Source organism: Paenibacillus sp. VCA1, assembly GCF_031583795.1.
GTDB lineage: Bacteria > Bacillota > Bacilli > Paenibacillales > Paenibacillaceae > Paenibacillus_AQ > Paenibacillus_AQ albilobatus.
This window is the reverse complement of record NZ_JAVLSX010000004.1, coordinates 156852-181838: the sequence shown is the minus strand read 5'-3', so window position 1 is coordinate 181838 and position 24987 is coordinate 156852. Positions and strand designations below refer to the sequence as shown.

Sequence of the window (24987 nt, the reverse complement as noted above, 5' to 3'; positions counted from 1 at the left end):
ATCGGGATTGCTTGTAAACGCTTCCCATCGTTGTTCCCGTATTCTATCTCGGCGGGGAAAAATTGTAAATATTAACGGGCATAGATAACCCTTAAAACAAAAAAGCCCGTCCCGCAAAGGGACGAGCGTATTCAAATGTATGGTGAATTAGTTCAGTTTTCTCACGAATTGGTATCCGATTTTTTCAAAACCGATATGTTCATAAAACGCATGGGCAGGCGCTCTTTCGATGCGGTTTCCGCTGACGAGGAAAAGCGTTTGGCAGCCTTGCTTTTTGCCCCATTCCTCCGCGCTGCGGATCAGCCTTTTACCGATGCCTTGGCCGCGGTGCTCCTTCGCCACGATGAGAGCCGAAACCTGGGTGGCCGTCTCGTTTCTCGCAAAAGATTTCACTTGATTCAGCGCAACCATGCCGATCACTTTGCCGTCAAGCTCCGCAACCATCGTGCAAAGCTTCGGATTGTTCTCGGAAGCTTCGATACGCTCGCGCATTACGTTGATCGTCGTCGGATAATTCAGTTCCCGCATCAATGCCACGACCGCCTCGAGGTCGCTGTCGCAGTTGGAATTGCGGATTTGCAGAGCAGGTGCCAGGACATTACTGTTCATGATCATATTCCTCCACTTTTAAAAGACTGGCGGCTTGTTTCGCCGTTTTCCGTGCTTTCTGAAGATCCCTATCGGCGCTTAAGGCGACAGCCATTCTTCGCCCGGCTCTCGTCTCCGACTTGCCGAATACGCGCACTTGCGTCCGCGGCAGGCTGAGCGCTTCCTCTACGCCTCCAACAGCAAAATTCGTACTTGCGTCTTCCGCTTTCAAAGTTGCCGAAGCTCCCGGCGTCAACAATTCGACCGACGGGATCGGAAGCCCGAGAATCGCTCTGACGTGCAGGGCGAATTCCGACAAATCCTGGGTGACCATCGTCACCATCCCGGTATCGTGCGGACGCGGCGAAACTTCGCTGAATATGATTCCATCTTTCGTCACAAACAGTTCGACTCCGAAAATGCCATACCCGCCAAGCTCGTCGGTGATGGCTTTCGCAATCAGCTCTGCTTCCTTCAAATGTTCCGGACTTAATTCATGCGGCTGCCAGGATTCGACATAGTCGCCGTCTTTCTGAATATGTCCGATCGGTTTGCAAAACGTGGTTCCGCTTACAGAGCGTACGGTCAACAGCGTGATTTCACTTTCGAACAAAACGAAGGATTCGACGATCACGCGGCCGTTTTTGGCCCGCCCGCCTTCCATCGCGGCATTCCAGCACGCCTCCGCATCGTCTTCCGTGCGGCAGACGCTTTGCCCTTTGCCCGAAGAGCTCATGATCGGCTTGACCACGCATGGCGTTCCCAAAACGGCAACGGCTTCCTTCAGTTCCTCCAGGCTGTCGGCGAAACGGTAGTCCGCGACCTTCAGGCCAAGCTTCTCCGCCGCCAGGCGGCGTATGCCTTCGCGGTCCATCGTCAGCCGTGCGGCCCTGGCCGTTGGAACGACGCGGTAACCCTCTTCTTCAAGTTCCAGCAAAGCCTGCGTTGCTATGGCCTCAATTTCAGGTACGATCAGATCCGGTTTTTCCTGATGAATAATCTGCTTCAGGGAATCGGCATCGAGCATATCAATCACATGGGACCTATGCGCGACCTGCATCGCGGGCGCATGTTCGTATCGGTCCACGGCAATGGTTTCCACGCCCAGTCTCTGGGCTTCAAGTACTACTTCTTTCCCCAATTCGCCGCTGCCTAGCAGCAGCATCTTCTTGGCATGTGCAGAAAAAGGAGCACCCCACACCACTTCCCTATTCCCCCCTACTAGTGTATACCACATCTGTATACCTCAATAACTATTTTCAGGGTTTAGGTGAAAGATTGCAAGAGTGCTCCGACAATTTCCTGTAATGTTCACAAACTTTCCTCATTTTTAGGCCTATTGGCTGTCGAATCGAAGAAGAAGTTCATTGATTTTACAGAAGTTTGTTGTGAAATGTTCCAAAAAGCCGTTTCCGGGCATTATTAAATGAATTTAAACTGGGCTTCGATCAGGCCGTAATAGGTTCCCTGCTGGCGCATCAGTTCAGCGTGATTGCCCTCTTCCTTGATTTCGCCGTGATCGAGCACGACGATTTTGTCGGCATGGCGGATCGTCGACAGACGGTGCGCCACGATAAAGGAAGTCCGTCCTTTCAGCAGCACCTTCAGCGCATCCTGGATTTTCAGCTCGGTTTCCGTGTCGATGCTGGCGGTCGCTTCATCCAAAATCAAAATCCGCGGATCGGCCAGCAGCGCACGCGCGAATGACAATAGCTGACGCTGCCCCATCGAAAGCATGTTGCCCCGTTCTTCAACCTCCGTATCGTAACCGCCTGGAAGTTTTTCGATAAATTCATGGGCGTTCACCGCTTTCGCCACCGCTTCGATCTCCTCGTCCGTCGCATCCAAACGCCCGAAGCGGATGTTGTCGCGAATCGTGCCGGAGAATATGAAGGTGTCCTGCAGCACGATGCCGATTTGGCTGCGCAGCGTTTCCAGCTTCACGTCGCGGATGTCCAGGCCGTCAATCGTAAGTTTCCCGCCTGAAATATCGTAAAAACGGCTGAGCAAATTGATGATGGTGCTTTTGCCTGACCCGGTATGCCCGACGAGCGCGATCGTTTGGCCTGCTTTGACGTCCAGATTGATGCCCTTGAGCGCCTGCCGGCCTTTTTCGTATTCAAATACGACGTTCTCAAGCTTGATGTTTCCTTCGATCTTCGGCATCGGTACCGCATTCGGCTTGTCGTCGATGCTCGGCTTTTCGTCGATGAACTCGAAAATCCGTTCCGAGGAAGCCATGGCGACCAGCAGCTGATTGTACATTTGCCCAAGGCGGTTGATCGGTTCCCAAAAGCTGCCGACATAACTTGAGAAAGCGACCAGGAGACCGACCGTCAGCTGGTCATGCTGGATGAGATAAGCGCCGAGCCAGAACAGGATCAACGTCCCGATGCCGCCCGTAATTTCGATCAGCGGCCCGAAACCTTGGTTGAGCGCGGAAGCCCGGTCCCATGATTTTCTGCTGTCCATGTTCATTTTGTCGAAAAACTTGATGTTTTCCTGCTCCTGCGTAAACGCCTGAGTGACGCGAATCCCTTGGATCGCTTCGTTCAAGTGGGAGTTGATCCGCGAGTTTTTCATCCGCACGTCCTGCCAAGCCCGGCGGATTCGAATCCGCAGCTTGGTCGAAATGAAAAACATGATCGGCACGGTCATGATGACCGCGAGCCCAAGCTTCCAGTTGATCACGAGCAAAATGACGACGATGCCCATCAGCTGCACGCAGTCGATCATAAGGTTCACGACGCCGCTCGTAAAAAGCTCCTGCAGCGAGTTGACGTCGTTCGTGACGCGAACCAACACCGAACCCGCCGGACGTTTGTCGAAGAAGTTAAACGACAGCTTCTGGATATGTTTGAACAGATCGCTCCGCAGATCATATATGACCCGTTGTCCGATAATATTCGTGAATTTGATGCGGAACGTGCTCGCAAGCCATTGAATAATATAAAGAACAAGGACGAATGCCGTGATCGTATACAACATCGTCAGGCTTGCGGAACCTCCGTCCTTCGGCGCGATCGCTTTGTCGATCGCCATACTGGTCAAGTACGGTACGGTCAGCTTCGTCACCGTACCGAGCACCATCATCAGGATGACCAGCGGCAGCAGCTGTTTGGTATATGGTTTCATGTAAGAAAACAATCTCGTCAGCTGCGACCAGTTAAACGGTTTTTCGATGATTTCATCGTCCTGGTATACGAAACGCTCCCCGGTTTTGCCCGAGGCGCTTCCCTTCGGCCTGCCTTTTTCTTGTTGAGAGCGTTTCTCCGCGTTAAATGCCGTACTCATGAGTTCACCTGCTCTCCTGCATCCCCATTCATCCGGGCAATGTGGTCTGCATATTGTATATGGTAAACGTCCTGGTATGGTCCAGGCATCCGGATCAATTCGTCATGTTTGCCCCGCTGCACGACTTTCCCTTCGTCCAAGACGAGAATTTCGTCGGCATGCCGCAGCGAGGAAATCCGGTGCGCGATAATAAACGTCGTCCGCCCTTTCATGACTTCCTGGAATCCCGATTGAATTTCATGTTCGGTTTCCATGTCGACGGCGCTCGTCGCGTCGTCCAGAATCAGGATTTTCGGGTTTTTGAGCAGTGCCCGCGCGATCGCAATCCGCTGCTTCTGCCCGCCGGACAAGCCCATTCCCCGTTCCCCGACGATCGTATCGTAGCCGTCGGCCATTTCCATAATAAAGTCATGCGCCTTGGCCAGCTTCGCCGCCCGGATGATTTCGTCCATCGACACGTCTTTCATGCCGTACGCGATGTTGTTCCGGATGCTGGAGGAAAACAGGAACGTCTCCTGGAATACGGAGGCGATTTGGCTTCTCAGGCTTTGCACTTTGATGTCGTTGATGTCGATGCCGTCCAGCTTGATGCGGCCGCTGTCTACGTTATAAGCGTGCATCAGCAGCTGGATGATGGTCGATTTGCCGGAGCCGGTTCCCCCCAGAAAGCCGATGACCGATCCCGGACGCGCGTCGAGGTTGATGTCTTTGACCGCGGGCAGCTTGTTCCCGTAAGCGAAGGTGACGTTTTCAAACGTGACATGCCCCTTGACGTCCTCCGTGCGCAGCTCTATCGCGCCTTCCTTGTCCTGCACGTCGATCGGCTGGTTCAACAGCTCCATGACCCGTTCTCCGGAAGCCTCCGACTGCGTGTAGTTGTTGATCAAATATCCGATGTTCCACATCGGCCCGATAATGTACCAGATCAAGCTGAAAAAGGCGACCAGACCGCCCAGCGTCAACGGCCCGCGGACGACCATCGTGCCGCCTGCCCCGAGAAGCACGACGACGCAGATGCAGGCGAGCAGCTCCATCAGCGGAAAATAGCGGCTCCAAAGGCCCGATGCAAAAATCTGGTTGGATTTATATCGTTCATTGCGAATCGAGAACTTATCTACTTCATAAGGTTCGCGAGCAAAGGATTTGACGGTTCTAACCCCCGTAATGTTTTCCTGGACCGACGTGGTCAATGCGCTGAGCGCAAGCCGCATTTCCTGGAAAGCCGGATGAATCCGGTTTTCGAACTTCAAAGCGACGATGACCAGGAACGGGATGCTGATCATGGTAATAAGCGTCAGCTGCCAGCTGATGTACAACATCACGACGGCGCCGAACACTACCATCAGAATCGTATTCAAAATTTGCGGAATGCCGAAGGCGATAAACTGGCGGATCGCTTCGAGATCCCCGGTCAGACGGGACATCAAGTCTCCGGTTCTGGCCTTGTCGTAGTAACGGAAAGACAAAACTTGCAGTTTCTCGTAACATCCGTTCCGCAAACGGTAAGCCAAATAGTTCCCCATTCTTCCGCCGAAGAAACCGCTTAAAAATTGCATTAGCGCTTTCAATGCGACGACCACGATGACGGTTAGTGCCAACGCGGGGACTTTTTCAAAATGCTGCGCCTGGATTGCATCGTCAATAAGCGTGCGCAGCAGGTTCGGGGTTACAAGCCCGAGTGCAGTAGCTATGGCGAGGCAGAGTATAGATAAATATAGAAAACTCCTCTTCTCCCAAAAAAAGCTCTGCATTTGCCTGAGAACATTCATGGTTCTCCTCCTTCATGTCATCTGAAAACTTGATCGCTTCGCATGCGGGCGGCGCTTACCGGACGAATAGGCCCCTTTCGGCAACGCTGCGCCGGAATGGAGCGTTATAGCGGCATCGGGATGCGTGCCTTAAAAATTCTTCCCGACCCCCAAAACCGCTCCTGCCGGATGTACGGCGATTTCGGGCCGTTTTCCCCCGATTTTTACGTGTTCCTCCCGGATGCGACGTCGAATATTTGAAAGTTTATCACCGTCTCCCCAAGGCGGCAAAGAGGATAACCGGGCATATTTTCGCGGCATTGGCAATCAATGGTCATTACCTCGGCTTAATCCTGATTTACTTATCAAATCATAGAAAATCCTCGCGTTCTCTGCCGAACCCAACAAGAAGATCATTTCAGCTGGCAAATGCTTACCAATAACCGAAACGCGAAGGTTAACCAGTGGGTCATCCGCTTGCGAAAACCGCTTACCGCTGTAACTTCATCGAAGGCAGACCGCCGTTAGCGAGAGCAAAAAAAGCGCTGCATGTTCGGAGTTTGAACTCCGTCATGCAACGCTTCCTTTATATCGCGTTTATCGCGGCATTCCGGTCACGACATGATCTCATGTTCCATTTGCTCAAGCTGCGCCGCAAGCTTATCCCACACTTCAGGCTGCTCGCCGGAAGCCAGGGACGCGCTCGCCGCCTCCATCGCTTCCTTCAGCTGCTCTTTGAGCTCTTCCTTTTGCCTCGATTGGGCGGCAGCCACGAGCCCGCCGTAGAATTCCACAAGCATTTCCTGCTTTTTGGCGGCTTCCGCGCTTAACGCATCCTTGATCACCGGCTCGATCGCGTTTCTCAGCTTCTCCCGGCCGCCGCCCTCGAAGAAATGCTTCGGCGACTTAAACAAGGGCCAATAAGCGTTCCAGTCCACGAAATGAACCCGGCCCGCGTCTTCCCATTGCGGGGAAACCCAATCCTTTTCCTCCGGCGGCGTCAGCATCATCGCCGCGTCGTAATCCCGTATGTCTTTCGCCGCTTCTTCGGCAGCCGTCCGCAGCACCGCCTTGCCCTTGTTCTCCAGCCGGAGCGTCGTCGCCCACAGTTCCTGCTCCAGCTCGCGGACGATGGTCCGTTCGAGCTCGCGTCCGCAGCCTTCGAAGATCCGCTTCAGCTGTCCCGCGTCCTCCCGGAGCACCGACGGATGGAAAGCTTCGGCGAAAAACTCGCCGAGTCCGAAGCCGATCCGCTGCCTTACATGGTACAGCAGCTCCTGCGTCTCCTGTTCCATATCGCGGGCCAAATCCTGCGCGGCAAACGCATCGATCCGGTTCAAGGCAAGCTTGTTGACCTCCTCCAGCTGCCCGCGGCGCCGCTCCCTGGCTCCTGCATCCTGACGGGCCAGGGAAGCCCATTCGCCAGCCCGGCGGCGGACGGCGGCAATCTCCTGGACGCTGCCGGCCAGGGACAGCTTCGGCAGCTCCTCGCCGGCAAACGACCCGAGCGCGTTTTCAAAAGCTTCGAAAGCCGATTCGGCATACAGCTCTTTATCGCCGGCCATTTTGCCCTCCAGCGCCTTCATGCTGGATACCGGGTAAATGTGCGGAAGCCGGATGCCCCGCGCTTTTAAATTGCCCTCAACATGCTTGACGACCTGCTCCAGCTCCTCCTCCGAGGAAGCAAGGTCCGAGGCGTTGACGATAAAAAACATTTTATCGAGCGCAAAGCTGTCCTTGACGCGGCCGAGCTGGGCAAGAAACTGGCGGTCGCCTTTGGAAAAGGCGTGGTTGTAATAGGTCACGAACACGATCGCGTCCGCGTGTTTCATATATTGGAACGTGACGCCCGTATGGCGGGCATGAAGCGAATCGGCACCCGGGGTATCGACCAGCACGATGCCTTGCTCCGTCAGCGGGCAGCTGTAATATAAATCGATCCGTTCGACGAAACATGAACGGGTTTCATCGGCGACGAAAGTTTTGTACCGTTCCAAATCGACGGTTTGCACCGTGCCGAGCAGTTCGCGGGTATCCTTCCAGCCTGCGGCCGCCGCTTTCAGGAATCCGTAATGCGGCAGCCCGGAAGGATGGATGCCTTCCGGCCGAAGCTCTTCGATCGCCTGCAGCCAGCCGTCCTCCGGCGGCGTTCCGAGCTGGAGCACGGAGAAGGAATACTCCAGGTCCTCCCGGAAGGCGGCCGGCGACTTCATCGTCACGCGGGCGGTGCCGTGCTCAAAGCCGTCCTGCGGCGCCAGAATGCGGTTGATCGCCGCCGTCGTCGGATGCGGCGATACGGGCAATACGCGTTCGCCGAGCAATGCGTTGGCGAACGACGATTTCCCGGCGCTGAACGCACCGAACAGCGCCATCGTAAAGGAGCCGCCGGCCAGCGCCTCGGCCCGGCTCCGCAGCCCCCGCGCGGCGGAAGCCAGCGCGGGGTAGCGCGCGAGCAGCGCCGCCGCGTCCTGCAGGCGGGCTGCCGCGGCGTCCAGCCGCTGGCGGCGGCCGAAGGCCGCGCCGCCAAGCGGCTCCGCCCCGCGCAGCGGGGCGGCGGGCGCGACCGTCCGCGCGCCCGCATCCTTGCCCTGCGGCCGCGCAGCCGCAGGGGCAGGGGCGCTCACCTCCGGCAGGAAGCCGGGGGTGAGCGTGACGCGGGGCGGCAGCAGCTCCAGGGCTGCCGCCTCGCGCGCCGCGATGTCCCGCTCCAGCTCCTGATAGCGGGACATCGCGGCGGACCGTTCCAGCAGCGCGTTCAAGTCGCGGACGACGCGCTGCTGCTGCTCTTTGGCGGATGCGGCTACATCCGCCAGCAAATCCTCCGCCGCGTTCACGGCGGCGCGGCGGTACATGCCTTTGATATCTGCCGACAGCATCCGGCAGTAATTCAACACGTATTCGCCGGAAAGCACCATGTCCGGCTTCACCGAACTTTCCAGCATGCCCTCGGTGATTTCGGGCATCAATTCCTGCAACTTCTGCTGGCGTTCTTCCGTCCACACGTCAAGCGATTTGCCCCACTTCTTCAGCAGCTCCAGCAAATGCCATTCGATCTGGGCGGATGCCTGCTCGCTGAGGGCAGCCGCAAATTTGCGGAGACGCTCCTGCTTCTCCTGCTCGGTTTTGGATCCGCTGAAAAAGAGCCCGACCTTGAACCCGTTTTTCCGGCTCTCCAAAAATGCGCCGGCCAGATCCCGCAGCTCCGCAGGCGTAATGTTGGCATTATCCAGCAGCGAGTCGACCTGTTTGCGGATTTGCTCGCGCTCCGTTTGCGGAAGCTCTTTCAGCCGCTCCAGCTCTTTGCGGTAGCCTGCGATTTCCGCTTCCAGCTTGGCGGCCGCCTCCGCTCCGCCCATCTCCTCCAACAGACGTTCCTTCGCATCTTCAAGCGAATCGGCGTATTTTTTCGCATGCTGCTCGGCGATATGGCGTGCGGAACAATCCAGGCTATAGTTTAAAATCGGCTCCCGTTTCTCGATCAGGCTTCCGACCAGTTCTTTGACTTGTTCCCATTGGTTTTGCGGATGATCCGTCTCTTTAAGCGATGTGAACAGCAGGCTCGTATAGTCGACCTGCCACCGCTTGAAAGCGGCCTCCACTTCGGCCCTGTAGCTCTCGAAGGACAGCTCCCGTTCCCGGTGTTTATCGATCTGGTTCACAACGAGATATAACGGTTTCCCCCAGTCGGACAAGCTTTTCGCAAAAGCCAGGTTATTTTCCGACTGCACGTGATTGTAATCCATGACGTACAGCACCGTATCCGCCAAATGAAGAGCCGAATGGGTGGCTTTCTGGTGGCTGTCGTCCGTCGAATCCACTCCCGGCGTATCCATCAGCACGCCGCGTTCCCCGAGCAGCGGAATACGGTCCCATACCTCGACCGACGAATACGAGCCGCCATTGGTGCAGTACGCGTATAATTCGTCCAACGACACTTCCTGCGGCACGGATCCCCGGCCTTCCGAATCGCCTTCGGTTGCCGGATAGATCAGCGCCCTCGGCTCGCCGTTTCGGATCGAAACGACGTTGGCGCTTGTTGGCACCGGGCTGGAAGGCAGCACCTTTTTGCCGCATAAGGAATTGATCAAACTGGACTTGCCCGCGGAAAAATGGCCGCAAAAAGCGATCGTCATTTCTCCCGCCGCGGCCTTTTGTAACAAATCGCTTACGAATTGGGCCGATTGGTGATCTCCCCAGCCCTCCAAATGTTCCTGCAAATGCTGCAAAGAAGCCGTGTTGAATTGAATGATCGGACTCGATGTCGTCATACTGCCTTTCTCCCCTTAGCTCTGTCAGTAACTGCGGAATTCGCGTTGAATCCTTTCCGGATTCCCCAAATAGTTACATTTTAACATTTCGGCAAAGGAATGAGAAACATTTTTCGCCGGGCACCGGCCTGCTGCCCTTAAAAAAGCAAAAAAATAAAACCGAATGGTCTTCGGTTTTATGGTTACTAAGGTAAATATTCGATTGAATTTATATCTAGGCGTTGGCGTTTTCGAGCTCCGGAACGAGAATTTCGAACACTTTGCCATGCTGCAAAATGGTGGTTCCGCGGGACTTGTCCTTCATAACGACAACCTCCGGCTTGACGGACATGCGGTCCAAATAATGCTCGGGCACTTCGCCGGAATTGCTGACGGTAATCCCTTCGAATTCCTTTTCTTCATTTTCGGCCAACGGGGTTTCCATCACTTGGTCCATAATATCCGAAAACAGTTCAAAGTTGTCTGTGTACACTGAGATGCATTTCATGTATAATCCCATCCTTCTCCATCTTTGTAGTTCCTATCCGTTCATGCTATTCCTTATCTTTTCTGATTTGGGATGTCTTCATACGTTTTTTTCCTTCGCGGCATACGTCAAGCAGCGGGCATACCTGGCATTTCGGATTTTGTGCTTTGCAGTGATAACGCCCGAAAAAAATGAGCCGGTGGTGCGTCAGCGTCCACTCGTCGCGCGGCACCTGCTTCATCAGCTTTTTTTCCACTTCCAGCACCGAATCCTTCCAATTGGCCAGTCCCAGCCGTTTGGAGACCCGTTCCACATGCGTGTCCACCGCGATCGCCGGCACGCCAAACGCGTTCGAAACCACGACGTTGGCGGTTTTGCGTCCCACTCCCGGAAGCTTGACAAGCTCATCATGCGAGCTCGGCACTTCCCCGCCGTATTGTTCCATCAGCAGCATGCATAAATTCCGGATATGCTTGGCCTTGTTCCGGTAAAGACCGATCCTGCGGATATCCTGTTCCAGCTCCTCAAGCGGAACGGCAACGTAATCTTCGGGGGACTTGTACTTTTGGAACAAATCCTTCGTGACTTTGTTTACCGTCTCGTCCGTGCATTGCGCCGACAGCAGCACGGCAATCGTCAGTTCGAACGCATTGCTGTGGTTTAATTCACAATGGGCGTCGGGAAACATCCCGCCGATGGTATCAAGTATATGTCGTACGGTTGCTGCCTTCATCGCTTTTGTACCTCCTGCAAAAAAAACGTCCTGATACGGGTAAGACTCCCCGTATCAAGACGGTGTATCTCATGACCATTCCCAAAGCATACTATTGTTTCTGTATTTCTACAATCGTTCCATTGCTTAAATACAAAACAATATTATCATTTTCTTTCAGGGATTGCACGGTTAAAGTCGTATCCCCCTGATGAATGTATGCGGCCGGAGAAAGCGCGAAATGGTTGGTATCATTGACATTTTGGCGTTTCACATATATTTCCTTCGCATAACTGTCATATTTCCAGAAGATTTGATTGGAGACGGACAGCACTTTTACGACCGAATTTCCGTCCGCGTCCTTGCGCACTTCGACGCGGTTGCCTGCTGCAACGTTGGTGATGCTGAGCGCGCTGCCGGCGTCGTTAACGATTTTGGAGGAACTGTCCAGCTTGAACGTTTCCGTTGAGCCGCCGTACGTTTTAACGGTAATGCTTGGAGACGCGGAGGAATTGACCGCCGTCACCTCGCCGTTCGTCAGCTTCACGAGCTGCGCGGATGCCGGGTCGATGCCGTTAAACGTCACGTTCAGCAGTTGACCTGCCCGCAGATCCTGCACCGTGATCGCCTGTCCGTTTTCGTCCGTCAGCACTGATTTGTCGACGTAGAATTGGCTGGTTACGCCGTCCTTTTTCACCGTCAAGCGGGAGTTGGAATAGTCCACGCTCAGAAGCTCAAACTGCACGTTGGATTTCACCTGAATAGACTGGATCGCATCCTGGGTAGCATTCAACACGGCCGCGATGGCCGTGCCGACCTTCACGTCGGAGAGCGAACCGTTGCTTTTCCCGTAAACCGACACGGTCGGGTTGTTAAACGGCAGCGTCATGTTTTGTCCGTCCGCGCCGACCAGCGTCAGCTTCTTGTTCGTCAGGTCCAAGGAAGTTACTTTGCCTTCATATTGGAGAATGACCTCGATCGAAAGCGCGCGGTTGGTCAAATACGTAATATTCACTTTGCGGCCGTTGGTCAGGTAAGGCGCGATGCCTTCCAGCGTCGGGCTTGCAGCATTGTACAACAACTTGGTTTTTTCGTCCAGGGTAACGACATACGGTTTTTTGTTCGCGTCAAGCAGCGTCAGCACTCGCGACTTCGGTTCGTATTGAACGATCGTCGCGCCTTTTTTCTGTTCCATTTGACGGTTGAGCACCTGGATTTTCGTCACCTGGTCCTGCGGATCCAGCGTAATCTCCACCTGGTCGCCGTTGGTTTGGTCCGCGTTCAAATCACTGAGCGTCGGGGCAGCGATCCCGCTGATTACGATTTCCGGTTTTTCGGCAAGCAGCTTCACTTCAAGCTGTCCGCTTTCGCGTTTGTACGTAATCGTGGCATTGTTCGTCCCGACTTCATACAGAGAGCCGCGGATCGTTCTTTCCACGCCCTGCGTCACCTCGACCGTTTCGAGCAGGTTATTTTTGACGGTGTATTTGATCACCGCGCCGTTTTTCAGTTCGGAAGGCGACAGCAGCTGATTTTGGTATTTTACGACCAGGCTGTCGTCCCACGTGTAGCTTTCGAGGTCGCCGGACGAATTTTTAACGACCAAAGATTTGGTCGCCGTATCCACGCTTTGCAGCGTACCGGTTCCGTTTTTGTTGACGACGCCGGATTTCACCTGCACGATGACGGGTTTCTTCTCGGATGTGAACGTCTCTTGATGAACGACGATTTTGCTTCCGACGGCCAGCGTCGAAGGTTCAATTTTCGCCCCGTTTTGATCCAGGAACGCCGTTCCCGCATCATACGTGAATTGTTTGAAGGTGTTGTTCGTTTCAACCCACAAAATATTGCCCGGGGATAGCTTCTGGAACGTGCCCTCCACGCTTTCCAGCTGCTCTTTGGCATCGGTCACTTCCACATAAGCGGCATTCGATCCGCTGCCGATGACCATCACTTTCGTGTATGGTTTCAAATCCGCGAAGCTGATTTTGCTTTCGGAGTCTTTGGTGAAGTACATGGTCGCGTTGTCCAATACGTATGTACGAATGCTTCCGTCCACGTACAGGTCCAGCTTGTTGCTGCTGAGCCCGGTGACGACGCCTTCGGCCGAATTTGCGTAACGCACGCTGCTGTAAGCCTCAGCACGGCTGAAAAACGTTGCGAGCTGCGCACGGGTGACGGAGCCCTGTGGATCAAATCGGTTGCCTTCTATCCCGTTCGTTAAGCCCAGCTCCAAAGCCGCATTGACGAAACCGCGTTTGCCTGCGGAAATTTTGCCGTTGTCCGCAAAGGACGTCGCTTTACTCGCCAGCGCCGACGCGTCGCTTTCCTTGCCGAGCGCACGGATCAAAATCTCGGTGATCCATTCGCGGCTCGCCTTGCGTTCGCCCCAAGTCTGTTTGGAATCGGATGCCGCGTTTTCGGAGGTTTTATCCAGCAAATTTTGCTGAATCGCAAGCGCAACGTATGGTTTGAAATAATTGTTGACCTGCATGTTCGAAGGCAGCACGACCGAAGCGTTTGGATCGACCTTGCCCTCAAGCCCCGCAAAGCGGATCGCCATCGTTACGGCTTCCTGCTGGGTCACGTTGTCGTTCGGACGGAAAAGCCCGTTGTTGCCCAAGAGGATGCCTTGGGAAGCCAGCTTGTAAATATGTTTTTCGGCCCAGTATCCGCTTTTAACGTCTTTAAACAGCCCGTTCGCCGCAACCGCTTGGTTGGTTGCGCTGCTGGTATTGTTGGTCGTATTGCCGGCCGCGTTATCGGCGAAAGCCGCCGTTCCGGAGCCCATGACCATCATGCCCGCGATGACGGCCGAAACCACTTTTTTGGAATGAGATGATGAATTGATGCGCCGTGTAGCCATGATATTCTTTTTCCCCTTTCTTGAATGCGGATTAGCACCGCCGTAGGCGTAATCCCGAAAATAAACAGAAAGAACTAAAGAGATTACGCTCCCCGCCCGGGCTGCCGCATCGGGAAACCCGCACATGCAGGGAACGCAAACTTTAGTTCATTTCGTATAAGAGAACTGCGGCTGTTATCGCGTTGTCACGGAAGACGGCCGCATTGAGCGGATGTTTTTCTTGAGATCATGGAATCGCTTCGTTCGGTTGAGACCGGGTCGGATTCGATAATCGTCACAAAAAAATCACGACTCTATGCTATTCGACAAGAAGGACGCAAGCTCCTGCTTTTATCCTAATATTTTCAATGTCTTGTCATCGGATGCTCCAAATCGACATGGCCCATCAAGCTTTCCACCTTGGCTCCGTCCACCAGAAGTTCCACCGATTTCACTTCGTCAAACTGGAACATCGTTTTGGTGAGCGCATCCAGGGCGTATTGCTCGCCGCCGGCGCCGAGTCTCGCTTCGTCCGGCATATGAACGTCCATGGTGATCTGGCCGTTTTTAAATTCGAGCTTTTTGAGCTCGATTTTTCCCCAAAGCGGAATCAGATCGGCATCGCCGCTGGATTGCAGGGCTTTGTACGCCTCCTCGTATTTGTCGGCATCGTCCTTGTAGCTGATTTCCTTTTTGGATTTTTTCAGATCCAGCTCCTGCGGATCCGTGTAATAAACGTCGATCGTTTCCTTTTTGGCATTGGACGTTTCAGGCGGTTTCTGCTCAGACTGGCCTACGGAGGAGTTATTCCCTTGGGAAGTTCCGGTTCCTTGTCCTGCGCCTTCTGCGCCGTTTCCGTTTGCATTGCCGTCCGCATTCGGGTCTTTTGCGGCTTCGCCGCCGCTGCCCGTCGTTTGCTGCCCTTGGTCACCCGGTACGGTCTCCTGCTGTTGTCCGCTTTCCGGCGCGGATGTCGGCTTTTGGCCGCAGCCGGCCGCGGCGATCATCGCCAAAGCCAAAATGCCTGCACACCAAATTTTTTTGCTCATTTTGTACCGCCTCCTTTAAGGGGACTTTCGTTAATTAACGCCCAAATATTCTTTGATTCCGTCGGCAATGCCTTGGGCCACGCGCTGCTGGAAGCTCTCCGAAAAGAGGGCCGCCTCGTCGTTTTTGTTGCTCAAATATCCGACTTCAAGCAGCACCGCAGGCATTTTCGTTTCGCGGATGACGTGGAAGTTGCCGTAGCGAACGCCGCGGTCCGGCAGGCCGGTCGTTTTCGCCAGGTATTTGTTCAAAACGTTGGCAAGCGATTTGCTGGCGTCGCGCTGGTAGTAAGTCTCGCTGCCGCTTGCCGCCGAGGAGCCGGCGCTGTTCCCGTGAATCGATACGAACACGTCCGCTTTCAGGTCATTGGCGATCTTGACGCGATCCTTCAGTTCAAGGAACGTATCGTCGCTGCGGGTCAAGACGACATCGATGTTAGGATCCTGCTGCAAAACTTTTCCGACCTTCAGCGCCATCGCCAGGTTAAAGTCCTTCTCCTTTTTGCCCGTTACGCCCGTCGTTCCGGGGTCATGCGCGCCATGGCCGGCGTCGATGACGACGACTTTTTTGCCGCTTGCGCCCGGTTTCGACGGCGTGCCGCTGTCTGATGTATTCAAGTCGACGATGTACAAGCCGTTGTCGTTGGTCAGCTTATAGCTTTTGGCATTATTCAAATCGATGACGATGCGAACGGTTGAAGGATTATCGTTGAACAACGAGTATCTGACTTTCGAAACGTCGGGATAACCGCTGACATCCAAGGAGCCTGTCTTATGTTGATCCAAGGACGAGCCGCTGAACGTATCCGAAAAATCCGCATTTTCGAGATCGATGACGATGCGGTCCGGTCCGCTCATTTTGAAATCATTGACCTTCGGTTTACCGGTCACGGCCACCATCAGGCGGTTATCGCTGAAGCTGATCCCGTCGACTTTCGCCACTGAACCGCTGCTGCTCCCGTTGTCTCCGGCACCGGGGTTCGTTCCGTTTCCTGCGCCGGTTCCCGCGTCGACGTTTCCGTTCCCGTTATTCTGGGTATACAAGTATACGATCTTCTTTTGGTTGTCCCAATTGACCGTCAGTCCCATTTGCTCGCTGACGAAACGGATCGGCACGATCACCGTATCCGTGCGCAAAATGGGCGCGACATTCATGGAGACTTTTTTGCCGTTTACGTCGGCTGTTTTTTGGCCTACGACCAGCTTGATAGTTGTAGAATCTTTTTGTATGGTTACCGTGCGCGTCTTTTGTTCCCATGCGACGTCAAACCCCAGATTCTCTCCGACTGCACGAAATGGAATCATAATATTGCCGTTTACATTTTCCACTTTTGCATTCCCTGACAGACTTATTTCTTTGTCGTCCAGAACAATTTTGGCACTTCCCGCCGCAGCCTGTCCATTGTGAGGAAACGCCAAAATGAAGACAAAGAGAAGCACTGCCATAAAACCAAATTTTTTCATCCTTCACCCTTCCCATTCTTAATTTTTTGTCGTTAGCTCTGACGTTTCGGCTTTGGCTTTCCTTCGACATCACCAGACATAAGTTAGACGTGGGAGGCTACGAAAAGTTGCGAATATATTCCTCTTTATGCAAAACTTTATCTATGGCTTTTGATAGACAAAATGATATTTTTGTGCGTTTTTTGCGCGAATCATTGAAGCGAAAAAAGACCGCCGGTCGGGGCTTTCCCTACCTGAGCGGTCTTTGTTCATATGAGCGTTGGACGCTTAATTTCCGTTTCTTTTGATCGGATGATCGAGATCCATGTGGCCCATCAAGCTTTCAAGCTTTTGGCCGTCGACCAAAAGTTCGATCGATTCCACTTCCTTGAATTGAAACAGCGTTTTTGTCAGTGCATCCAGGGCAAACTGTTCTCCTCCGGCCCCAAGGCGCGCTTCGTTAGGCATGTGGATATCCAGCGTCACCATTCCGTTTTTGAATTCCAGCGATTTCAGCTCCATCTTGCCCCATAGCGGGATCAGGTTGGCGTCGCCGCTTTCCTGAAGCGCCTTGAAGGCGGCTGCATATTTATCGCTTTCCTTGGCGAACTTGATTTCCTTCTCGCTTTTTTTCAGTTCCAGCTCTTCCGGATCCGTATAATAAACCTCGATGGTTTGTTTCTGCTCGGAGGCATGCTCCGCGTTCTGTCCAGGTTTATTCGGCTTGCCGGGCTCGTCCGCCTTGCCTTCCTGGTTCGGCTCCGCTTCTTTCCCTTCCTGTGTTTCCTGTACGCCGCCATGTTCGTCGGCATCCGTCTGATCGGGCTGGGCCGCATTGACGGACGTATCGTCAGGCTGCCGGGCCGCCTCTTGCTGCGCAGGCGCTCCCGCCGGTTTCTGCCCGCAGCCCGCTCCGGCGACCATGACAAGGGCCAGAAGCGCCGCGCTTAATATCTTTTTGTTCACTTAACCGCCTCCTCTTCCTTGCGAAATCACTTTTACTGGATTCCGAGGTACTCCTTAATTCCGTTCACAATCGCCTGGGCGATGGCATTTTGCACGCTTTCGGTGAACAGGGCCGCTTCGTCCTTCGGATTGCTCAGATATCCTGCTTCAAGAAGCACCGCCGGCATTTTCGTTTCCCGAATGACGTGGAAATTTCCGTACCGCACTCCGCGGTCGGGAAGGCCGGTTGCCTGGACAAGATATTTATGCATCACATTGGCAAGCGATTTGCTGGCATCCCGCTGATAGTACGTTTCACTTCCGCTTGCCGCGCGCGAGTCCGCATAATTGGCATGGATCGAAACGAAAACGTCCGCATTCAGGTCATTGGCTATTTTCGCCCTTTCCGCAAGTTTCAGGTAGGTATCGTCACTACGGGTCAGCACAAAATCGATGTCGGGTTCGTTGGCGAGCAGCTGCCCGACTTTCAAAGCGACGGCAAGGTTGAAATCCTTTTCCTTGGTCTTCGAGTATCCCGTCGTGCCCGGATCCTGATCTCCGTGACCCGCGTCGATGACGACGACCTTTTTGCCGCTTCCGCCGACCGGAGGCGTTACCGGTGTTTCCGTGCTGCCCGCCTTGTTCAAGTCCACGATCAGCAAGCCCGAAACCGAACCTTCATTTTCATTGTAAACCGAATAATCCTTCGAATTGTTCATATCGATGACAATCCTTACCGTCGAAGGGCTGCTGCTGAACAAGGAGTAACGGACGGCGGCCACGTCCGGGTAACCGCTCACGTCCAGCTTGCCTTGATTGCCGACGCCTGCAGCCGTTCCCCCCAGAAAATCCGGTGAAAAGGAGGTATTGGGCAGGTCGACGACGATGCGTTCAGGGCCTGACATTTTGAATACCTTCGGCTTGACCGTTCCGCCCTGAAAAGCGACCATCAGCCGATTTTCGCTGAAGCTGATTCCGTTGACCACGGAATCGCCGACATTCGGCGTCGTTGCCGGATCCATTACCTCGGATGATTCGCCCGAAGACGCTCCCGGTTTGGCATCCGTTCCGGTTACCGGCGGAGGCACGGGCACGTCCCCGCCGCCGGCCCCGACCCCGTTATCTTTCGCGGGCGGCGTTTCGGCCGTCGTAAGGTAGACCGCCTTGTCGGCGTTGTCCCAGCTCACGTGGAGCCCCATCTGTTCGCTGACGAATCGGACGGGAACGCTCACGATATTTTTTTCCAGAAGCGGAGGCGTGTCCAGCTTGACCTTTTTCCCGTTTACCGTGGCGTTTTTCTGGTTCACGACGAGCTCCATCGACGTATCGTCCTTGCTGATCAGCACCTTTTGCGCCTTCTGCTCCCATTTCACGTCAAAACCGAGATTTTCCCCGATAACGCGAAAAGGAACCATGATGCTTCCGTTCACGTTCGTTACTTTGGCATCCTTGGATACCTTCAGCGCGCTGCCGTCCAAAAAGATCTGGACACGCGCTTCGCTGGCCGCCGCCCTGTCCTGAAGGGGCGCCATGACGATGATAAACGCCAACAAAAACAGTAAAAATCCGATTTTCTTCATTGTCCACCTCTGCCAAACTGATTTTTTTGCCGTTGATCGGGCATGAAACTACAAATCTATTTAAAATTTTTCATAATCGCCGGAATAAAGGAAATATTCGCCATCCATCGCGCATTTTCCTTCTTTCTCTATTCTTTTTTTTTCGCCTTTCTATTTTCTGTCTCCCACGTTCCGCCAATCGCCGCGCAAAAGAAAGTCAGCGGCAAATGATGTTGATTTCGCGCGCTTTTTGCGGCGCTTTTTTGCGACAAAATTTTCATTAAGGCAAAAAAAGACTCTCCGATTTCCCGAGGGAAAGGAGAGTCTTTGCGGGCGGCATTTCGCCGGTGCGTTATGCCGAGTCCGTCCGGTAAACCTTAGGCAAACAGACGCGATGCATGCTTCTGCTCATATGCCGAGATTTCGTTTTCGTGCTGCAGCGTCAAGCCGATGTCGTCGAGCCCTTGAAGCAGGAACTGGCGGCGGTGTTCGTCCAGATCGAAATCGATGCGCAGTCCTTGGCTGTCGGTAATCGTTTTGTTCTCCAGGTCCACGTTCAGCTCATATCCGTCATTGGCCGCGGTGCGCTGGAAAAGCTCCTCCACCTGCTCTTCGGAAAGTTTGATCGGCAGAATCCCGTTTTTAAAGCAGTTGTTGTAGAAAATGTCCGCAAAGGACGGCGCGATGATGCATTTGAAGCCGTAGTCCATGATCGCCCAAGGCGCATGTTCGCGGGAAGATCCGCAGCCGAAGTTGGCTCTGGAAATCAGAACCGAAGCGCCTTTATAGCGCGGCTGGTTCAGCGAAAAGCTTGGAATGTCGTTCCCTTGCTCGTCGAATCTCCATTCGTAGAACAGAAACTGCCCGAAGCCGGTCCGTTCGATCCGTTTCAAAAATTGTTTGGGAATGATCGCGTCCGTATCCACGTTGACCCGGTCTACCGGCGCAACAAGTCCGGTCAATTTAGTAAATGCTTCCATGTTGGTTCTCCTCCTTAGCTAACCACTTCGGTTTTGAATTTCCAGTCGCGAACGTCCGTGAACCGCCCTTTGATCGCCGCGGCGGCAGCCATGGCAGGGGATACGAGATGCGTCCGTCCGCCGCGCCCTTGACGTCCTTCAAAGTTGCGGTTGGAGGTCGAAGCGCAGCGTTGTCCCGGCTGCAGAACGTCCGGGTTCATCGCAAGGCACATGCTGCATCCCGCATCGCGCCATTCGAAGCCGGCTTCCACGAAAATTTTGTCGAGCCCTTCCTTCTCCGCCTGCAGCTTCACGCGTCCCGATCCCGGCACGACGATCGCCGTCACCCGGTCCGAAACTTTGTAGCCTTTGGCTACCTGCGCCGCGGCGCGAAGGTCTTCGATCCGCCCGTTCGTGCAGGACCCGATGAAAACATAGTCGATTTCGATATCGGTCATTGGCGTGCCCGGCACGAGGCCCATATACTCGATCGCCTTTTCGGCGGCTTTCCGTTCGTTTTCGGTCGGCAGCTCGGCAGGTACAGGCACTTTCGCCGTGATATCGGTACCCATGCCCGGGCTGGTGCCCCAAGTCACCTGCGGAATCAGGGAGTCCATGTCGAACTCTACAACCGTGTCGTATGTCGCTCCTTCGTCGGTTACGAGCTGCTTCCATTCTTCCACGCGTTTTTCGAATTCTTCGCCTTCAGGCACATACTGGCGTCCGCGAAGGTATTCGAACGTCGTTTCGTCCGGCGCGATGAGGCCTGCGCGCGCACCGCCCTCGATGGACATGTTGCACACCGTCATGCGCTCTTCCATCGTCAGGTCGCGAATGGCTTCGCCTGTATATTCAATGACGTAACCCGTCGCAAAGTCGGTGCCGTATTTGGCGATCACGCCAAGGATCATGTCTTTCGCCGTAATGCCCGGCTTGCGTTTGCCGACGAAGCGGACTTCCATCGTTTTCGCTTTAGCCTGCTGCAGACATTGCGTTGCGAGCACGTGCTCGACTTCGCTGGTGCCGATGCCGAAGGCCAATGCGCCGAATGCGCCATGCGTAGAAGTATGGCTGTCGCCGCAAACGATCGTTTTGCCCGGATGCGTCAGGCCGAGTTCAGGCCCCATGACGTGCACGACACCTTGGTCGATCGTGTCCAGGTCGAACAGCGTCACGCCGAAATCGCGGCAGTTTTGGGTCAGCGTATCGATTTGCTGTTTGGAGATCGGGTCTTTAATGTTGAAACGGTCTTTCGTCGGCACGTTGTGGTCCATGGTGGCGAAGGTCAGCTCCGGACGGCGGACCTTGCGGCCGCTGAGGCGAAGTCCTTCGAACGCCTGCGGGGAAGTCACTTCATGGACGAGATGCAAATCGATGTAGAGGATGCTTGGCTTGCCTTCTTCCTGATGAATCACGTGGTTATCCCAGATTTTTTCAAACATTGTTCTTTTGCTCATCTTTTTCACCTCATCATGGTTATTACGTCCTTGGTTAAACGCCGCCGCTCTAAAGCTGCGCGTCTTGAATGACATAAATATAGCATTGGTTTCTTCATAGTTCCAAGATATAATATCTATAAACGTAATAGGAATTAACTATCAGCTGACGTTAGGGACATCCTTATCACTTTCACGACGATTGGACCGGTGAACATGGAACTGAGACAACTTCAATATGCGCTGAAAATCGCGGCGGAACGGAACTTCTCGCGGGCGGCGGAAAAGCTGCACATCGCCCAGCCTTCCCTCAGCCAGCAGCTTTCCAAGCTGGAGAAAGAGCTCGGCGTGCTCCTTTTTCAGCGGAATACGAGCACCGTCGAGCTGACGCATGCGGGTTCGTTATTTATGGAGCAAGCCCAAAAGATCATGGACGCGGTGGAGCTGCTGCGCCAGGAAATGTCGGACATTTCGCAGCTGCGCGGCGGCAAGGTCGTGGCGGGAAGCATGCCGATTACGGGGGCCCATTTGCTCCCTCATGTCCTCCCTTCCTTTAAGCGAAAATACCCTGAGATCGAAATTACGCTGCTTGAAGATTCGTCCATGAATCTCGAAAAGCTGACGGCCGGCGGCAAAACGGATTTGAGCCTGCTTGCGCTGCCCTTGCAGGAGCCTTCGCTTGCGTATGAGGTGATCGGCGAGGAACTCATCGACCTTGCGGTGCCAGAGGGCCATCCGCTCGCGGAACGGGCAAAAAACGGCAAGCCGGTTCCCGTCCGGATCGAGGAACTGAGCGAGGAATCGTTTATCGTGTTGAAAAAAGGCCAGGGCTTCCGGAAAATCACCTTGGACCTGTGCCAGGAGGCTGGATTCGAGCCAAAAGTGGTTTTCGAAAGCAGCAACATGGAAACGATCCAGTCGCTGGTCGCGACCGGCATGGGGATTACGCTGGTGCCGAGGTTCATTTCGCGCTCGTCCAGAAGCGAATTCGTCCCCGTTTACCTGCCGCTGGCGGAGCCCGTCCCCAGCCGTACGCTCGTGATTGCCTACCGGCGCGGGCGTTATCTTTCGAAGGCTGCGGAAGCATTTATCGAAACTTTCAAGGAAACGATGCGGGAACTGGTGAAATAAACAAAAAACGAGCCGATGAATCGATTCATCGGCTCGTTTTGCTTTGGGGGCCGGCAGGCCTTTATTTTTTGTCCGAATATACCTCCGGCCGCCGATCCGCGAATACCGGAATCCGTCCCCTGACTTCATCCACCAGCTCCGGCGATATTACGCCCGTTACAATCTCTTCCGTTTCGCCGCCTTCCGCGACGATTTCGCCCCACGGATCTATAATTAGAGAGTGGCCGAAAAAGTCGGTGCCCCGGCTGCTGCCGACCCGGTTGCAGGCAATGACGTACATTTGGTTTTCGATCGCCCTTGCCGTCAAAAGCGTCCGCCAATGTTGGAGGCGCGGATGCGGCCATTCCGCCGGCACGATCAGCATTTTGGCGCCGCCGAGCGCCAGGCTGCGGGCCAGCTCCGGGAAGCGGATGTCGTAACAGATCGAGGCGCCTGCGGCAAAGCCTTCAAGGTCCAGCTTCACCGGCTCGTCGCCTGCGGTCAGATGCTTCTCCTCATCCATCAGGCGGAACAGGTGCAGCTTCGAATATTCTCCGATCTGCCGGCCGGACCGTTCAAACGCGTACATCGTGTTGAAAATGCGCCCTTCTTTCTTTACGGCTGCCGAGCCGCCCACGATCATGACGTCGTGCATCCGCGCAAAAGACGACAGGAAGCTCCGGGTATCCTCCCCTTCCGGGTCGGCAATCTCATGGATTTGCTCCAGCGCGTATCCGGTATTCCACATCTCCGGCAAAACGAGCAGGTCCGGCTTCGGATTCCCCTGAACCGCCTGTTCCATCATTTCCGAGAGACGGGTTTTATTGGCCTTTGGGCTGCCGATTTCGATATCGGCTTGGATCAGCGCGACAGCCAGCTTTTTGTCCGTATGTCCCATGTTTCTCCTCCTTGCCGTTTGCTTCGAGCGAATAGGCGGGTTAACGAGCCCGCCCGCGTTGTCTTCCATCATATATGCAGCGGGAGAAATCATCAAGGGCAGGTTATTCCCTCTATACAGCCCGGATAAATCATGATAGATTAAATCTATTCTATTTGATGCCAGGAAACCGGAGTGATCAAACCGTGAAATCGACAGACTACCCGCAACACCCATCGGCATTTCCTATCCAACCCGCGGACGTGATGACGCAGCTGCCGACGCAGTTTTTCGCGACGCTCGTGCAAAAAGTGAACCGGGAAATTTCCGCAGGCCACGACGTCATTAACCTCGGGCAGGGCAATCCGGACACGCCGACCCCGTCCCATATCGTCACGGCATTGCAGGAAGCGGCGGCAAACCCGCTTTACCATAAATATTCGCCGTTTACGGGCTACGGCTTTTTAAAAGAGGCCATCGCGAAACGTTACTTCGAGGATTACGGCGTCGTTTTGGATCCGGAGACGGAGGTCGCCATTTTGTTCGGCGGCAAAACCGGCCTCGTGCAGCTCCCGCAAATTTTGCTTAACCCCGGGGATCTTTGCCTCGTTCCCGATCCGGGCTACCCGGACTATTGGTCCGGCGTCGCGCTTGCCAAAGCGGAAATGTCCTTTATGCCGCTCCGCAAAGACAACGCCTTCCTGCCGGATTACGCCGGCATCCCCGAATCCGTCCGCAAGCGGGCCAAGCTGATGTTCCTGAACTATCCGAACAATCCGACGTCCGCTACGGCGCCGTTGTCTTTTTATGAAGACACCGTCAAATTCGCCGCGGAAAACGGCATCGTCGTCGCCAGCGATTTCGCGTACGGCGCCATCGGCTTCGACGGCCGGCGGCCGGTCAGCTTCCTTCAGGCTCCGGGCGCCAAGGAAGTCGGCGTGGAGTTCTATACGCTTTCCAAAACGTACAATATGGCCGGATGGCGCGTCGGCTTTGCCCTTGGCAACCGCGAGGTCGTCTCGATGATCAACCTGCTTCAGGACCATATCTATGTCAGCCTCTTCGGGGGCATCCAAGCGGCGGCAGCCGAGGCGTTGACCGCTTCCCAAGCCTGCGTCGGCGAGCTCGTCGGGCGTTACGAATCCCGCAGGGACGCCTTCTTCGGCGGGTTGGCCGAAATCGGATGGGAAGCCGATAAACCGGGCGGTTCCTTCTTCAGCTGGCTGCCGGTGCCCAAAGGGCACACGTCGGCTTCGTTCGCCGATCTTTTGCTGCAAAAAGCCAAGGTGGCGGTGGCGCCGGGCATCGGCTTCGGCGACCATGGCGAAGGTTACGTGCGCGTCGGCCTGCTGACATCCGAGGAAAGGCTGCGGGAAGCGGCCCGGCGCATCGGCGAGCTGGGCCTTTTCGGTTAAAATCTATTTTGCAAACCCGGCATTTCCGTGGTATTCTATGTGAAATAACGGGTTTTCCAATACCTATGAAACGTGACGACGGGACCAGTAAGAGGAACCATCCGCGCAAAAAGAGAGTAAATTCCGCCGGCTGAAAGAATTTACCCGGGTGCCCTCCGAAACCTACCCCTGAACGGCCCGCACGACCTGCGGGACAGTGCCTTCTGTTACAGGGCATTAAAGCCGGACGGATCGATTCGATTCGTCAATAAAGGTGGTACCGCGGAAGATCAGACT

At 54.6% G+C, this 24987-nt stretch carries 17 protein-coding genes; 2 read left to right on the top strand and 15 right to left on the bottom strand.

Annotated elements, in window-relative coordinates; genetic code table 11:
• Nucleotides 1-147: 147 nt before the first annotated feature.
• The 14 genes from RJP21_RS10060 to leuC form a co-directional block, all read right to left on the bottom strand.
• Nucleotides 148-609, bottom strand: coding sequence for a GNAT family N-acetyltransferase (locus RJP21_RS10060; RefSeq protein ID WP_310859149.1), 462 nt, complete (start codon nt 607-609; stop codon nt 148-150).
• A complete protein-coding gene (gene purT / locus RJP21_RS10055; protein ID WP_310859455.1) occupies nt 599-1789 on the bottom strand; it encodes a formate-dependent phosphoribosylglycinamide formyltransferase in 1191 nt (396 codons plus the stop codon). Before purT ends, RJP21_RS10060 begins: the two co-directional genes overlap by 11 nt.
• 221 nt (nt 1790-2010) lie before the next feature.
• Nucleotides 2011-3882, bottom strand: a complete 1872-nt coding sequence (locus RJP21_RS10050) for an ABC transporter ATP-binding protein (RefSeq protein WP_310859148.1) — start codon at nt 3880-3882, stop codon at nt 2011-2013.
• A complete protein-coding gene (locus RJP21_RS10045; protein WP_160041473.1) occupies nt 3879-5651 on the bottom strand; it encodes an ABC transporter ATP-binding protein in 1773 nt (590 codons plus the stop codon). The genes RJP21_RS10050 and RJP21_RS10045 overlap by 4 nt, the downstream gene beginning before the upstream one ends.
• 593 nt (nt 5652-6244) lie before the next feature.
• Nucleotides 6245-9898: a dynamin family protein gene (locus RJP21_RS10040; RefSeq protein WP_310859147.1), complete on the bottom strand. Its 3654-nt coding sequence runs from the start codon at nt 9896-9898 to the stop codon at nt 6245-6247.
• 214 nt (nt 9899-10112) lie between these two features.
• The gene (locus RJP21_RS10035; protein ID WP_160041469.1) at nt 10113-10385 is read right to left on the bottom strand and encodes an NAD/NADP transhydrogenase alpha subunit; all 273 of its coding nucleotides are present in this window, start codon (nt 10383-10385) and stop codon (nt 10113-10115) included.
• A 46-nt stretch (nt 10386-10431) separates the two neighbouring features.
• Complete coding sequence (gene nth, locus RJP21_RS10030; RefSeq protein WP_160041467.1) at nt 10432-11097, bottom strand: endonuclease III; 666 nt, start codon at nt 11095-11097, stop codon at nt 10432-10434.
• A gap of 91 nt (nt 11098-11188) precedes the next feature.
• Entirely contained in the window at nt 11189-13942 is a 2754-nt protein-coding gene (locus RJP21_RS10025) for an S-layer homology domain-containing protein (protein ID WP_310859146.1), read from the bottom strand.
• A 344-nt stretch (nt 13943-14286) separates the two neighbouring features.
• Nucleotides 14287-14970, bottom strand: coding sequence for a GerMN domain-containing protein (locus tag RJP21_RS10020; protein WP_310859145.1), 684 nt, complete (start codon nt 14968-14970; stop codon nt 14287-14289).
• Nucleotides 14971-15000: 30 nt separating this feature from the next.
• Nucleotides 15001-16431, bottom strand: coding sequence for an N-acetylmuramoyl-L-alanine amidase family protein (locus RJP21_RS10015; RefSeq protein WP_310859144.1), 1431 nt, complete (start codon nt 16429-16431; stop codon nt 15001-15003).
• Nucleotides 16432-16698: 267 nt separating this feature from the next.
• The gene (locus RJP21_RS10010) at nt 16699-17376 is read right to left on the bottom strand and encodes a GerMN domain-containing protein (RefSeq protein ID WP_310859143.1); all 678 of its coding nucleotides are present in this window, start codon (nt 17374-17376) and stop codon (nt 16699-16701) included.
• A gap of 32 nt (nt 17377-17408) precedes the next feature.
• Nucleotides 17409-18935 (bottom strand): N-acetylmuramoyl-L-alanine amidase family protein, encoded by a 1527-nt coding sequence (locus RJP21_RS10005; protein ID WP_310859142.1) that lies wholly within the window; start codon nt 18933-18935, stop codon nt 17409-17411.
• Between the two features lie 356 nt (nt 18936-19291).
• Complete coding sequence (leuD, locus tag RJP21_RS10000) at nt 19292-19894, bottom strand: 3-isopropylmalate dehydratase small subunit (RefSeq protein ID WP_310859141.1); 603 nt, start codon at nt 19892-19894, stop codon at nt 19292-19294.
• 14 nt (nt 19895-19908) lie between these two features.
• The gene (gene leuC, locus RJP21_RS09995) at nt 19909-21330 is read right to left on the bottom strand and encodes a 3-isopropylmalate dehydratase large subunit (protein WP_310859140.1); all 1422 of its coding nucleotides are present in this window, start codon (nt 21328-21330) and stop codon (nt 19909-19911) included.
• Between the two features lie 195 nt (nt 21331-21525).
• On the opposite strand from leuC, the gene RJP21_RS09990 reads away from it, so the two are divergent.
• Nucleotides 21526-22440, top strand: a complete 915-nt coding sequence (locus RJP21_RS09990; RefSeq protein WP_310859139.1) for a LysR family transcriptional regulator — start codon at nt 21526-21528, stop codon at nt 22438-22440.
• Between the two features lie 61 nt (nt 22441-22501).
• On the opposite strand, the gene RJP21_RS09985 is transcribed toward RJP21_RS09990, so the two are convergent.
• Nucleotides 22502-23317 (bottom strand): carbon-nitrogen family hydrolase, encoded by an 816-nt coding sequence (locus tag RJP21_RS09985; protein WP_310859138.1) that lies wholly within the window; start codon nt 23315-23317, stop codon nt 22502-22504.
• Between the two features lie 185 nt (nt 23318-23502).
• Between RJP21_RS09985 and RJP21_RS09980 the strand changes: the two genes are divergently transcribed.
• Entirely contained in the window at nt 23503-24711 is a 1209-nt protein-coding gene (locus RJP21_RS09980) for a pyridoxal phosphate-dependent aminotransferase (protein WP_310859137.1), read from the top strand.
• Nucleotides 24712-24987: the final 276 nt, after the last annotated feature.

What these genes read in the sequence shown, in the direction of transcription:
- leuC (WP_310859140.1), bottom strand. Translation starts at nt 21,330, where the DNA reads ATGAGCAAAAGAACAATGTTTGAAAAAATCTGGGATAACCACGTGATT.
- RJP21_RS10040 (WP_310859147.1), bottom strand. Translation starts at nt 9,898, where the DNA reads ATGACGACATCGAGTCCGATCATTCAATTCAACACGGCTTCTTTGCAG.
- RJP21_RS10035 (WP_160041469.1), bottom strand. Translation starts at nt 10,385, where the DNA reads ATGAAATGCATCTCAGTGTACACAGACAACTTTGAACTGTTTTCGGAT.
- RJP21_RS10025 (WP_310859146.1), bottom strand. Translation starts at nt 13,942, where the DNA reads ATGGCTACACGGCGCATCAATTCATCATCTCATTCCAAAAAAGTGGTT.
- leuD (WP_310859141.1), bottom strand. Translation starts at nt 19,894, where the DNA reads ATGGAAGCATTTACTAAATTGACCGGACTTGTTGCGCCGGTAGACCGG.
- RJP21_RS10060 (WP_310859149.1), bottom strand. Translation starts at nt 609, where the DNA reads ATGAACAGTAATGTCCTGGCACCTGCTCTGCAAATCCGCAATTCCAAC.
- RJP21_RS09990 (WP_310859139.1), top strand. Translation starts at nt 21,526, where the DNA reads ATGGAACTGAGACAACTTCAATATGCGCTGAAAATCGCGGCGGAACGG.
- RJP21_RS09985 (WP_310859138.1), bottom strand. Translation starts at nt 23,317, where the DNA reads ATGGGACATACGGACAAAAAGCTGGCTGTCGCGCTGATCCAAGCCGAT.
- RJP21_RS10005 (WP_310859142.1), bottom strand. Translation starts at nt 18,935, where the DNA reads ATGAAGAAAATCGGATTTTTACTGTTTTTGTTGGCGTTTATCATCGTC.
- RJP21_RS10015 (WP_310859144.1), bottom strand. Translation starts at nt 16,431, where the DNA reads ATGAAAAAATTTGGTTTTATGGCAGTGCTTCTCTTTGTCTTCATTTTG.
- RJP21_RS10050 (WP_310859148.1), bottom strand. Translation starts at nt 3,882, where the DNA reads ATGAGTACGGCATTTAACGCGGAGAAACGCTCTCAACAAGAAAAAGGC.
- RJP21_RS10045 (WP_160041473.1), bottom strand. Translation starts at nt 5,651, where the DNA reads ATGAATGTTCTCAGGCAAATGCAGAGCTTTTTTTGGGAGAAGAGGAGT.
- nth (WP_160041467.1), bottom strand. Translation starts at nt 11,097, where the DNA reads ATGAAGGCAGCAACCGTACGACATATACTTGATACCATCGGCGGGATG.
- RJP21_RS10020 (WP_310859145.1), bottom strand. Translation starts at nt 14,970, where the DNA reads ATGAGCAAAAAAATTTGGTGTGCAGGCATTTTGGCTTTGGCGATGATC.